Source organism: Methylophaga sp. UBA5088, from assembly GCF_002414625.1.
GTDB lineage: Bacteria > Pseudomonadota > Gammaproteobacteria > Nitrosococcales > Methylophagaceae > Methylophaga > Methylophaga marina.
Map to the genome: position 1 here is coordinate 6903 of NZ_DIAC01000108.1, position 736 is coordinate 7638.

1 protein-coding gene and 1 pseudogene are annotated in these 736 nt (G+C 42.8%); both read left to right on the forward strand.

Translation table 11 applies throughout. The annotated features are described in order from the left end of the window. Positions 1-314: pseudogene (locus tag B4K20_RS13825) on the forward strand (hypothetical protein); the annotation flags it as partial. Between the two features lie 5 nt (positions 315-319). Then, positions 320-736: LysE family translocator (locus tag B4K20_RS13830; RefSeq protein WP_289283331.1), on the forward strand; the 417-nt coding region annotated here is incomplete at its 3' end.

Sequence of the window (736 nt, forward strand, 5' to 3'; positions counted from 1 at the left end):
TGTTTTTTCATCACAGCAGCAGAACACTCATTGTGACCGATTTAATTGAGAACTTTCCGGCACACTCTTTCACTCCTTTCAAGCGCTTGCTCGCTAAAACCGCCGGTGTTTTAGCCCCTAACGGCAAGATGCCGATTGACTGGCGATTAACGTTTAAGAAGCTAATTGCCCGCCAGCATCTGCAGCAAATTATTGACTGGCAGCCAGAAAAAATTGTCATGGCCCATGGTGAAGTGATTGAGGAGCAAGCAGTGACATTTTTAAAATCCTCATTTAGCTGGTTAAATCTGACTTCCAGTACTAAGTCATCATGACGCTGATGAGTGATAATTTGATGATGTTTATAGTGACATCGATAGTACTGGCTCTTGCACCTGGGCCGGATAATCTTTATGTCATCTCACAATCAGCATTATACGGCGCCAGAACTGGGCTCATCATCACGCTGGGCTTATGCAGCGGTTTGATTATTCACATTGCGGCGGTAGTGTTTGGTCTGGCTACCTGGTTAACCACTTCCCCCATGACATTTGTATGGTTAAAAATCATTGGGGCTGGCTATTTGCTCTATCTAGCATGGTGTGCATTGAGGACACCAGTAATTACAGCTTTAACTGATACAAAGAGATTAGACACTTCACTCAGCTTGCTTAGAATCGGATTGTTAATGAATGTCAGCAATCCTAAAGTAGCGCTTTTTTTTCTGGCATTTTTACCACAATTTATTGATACATCA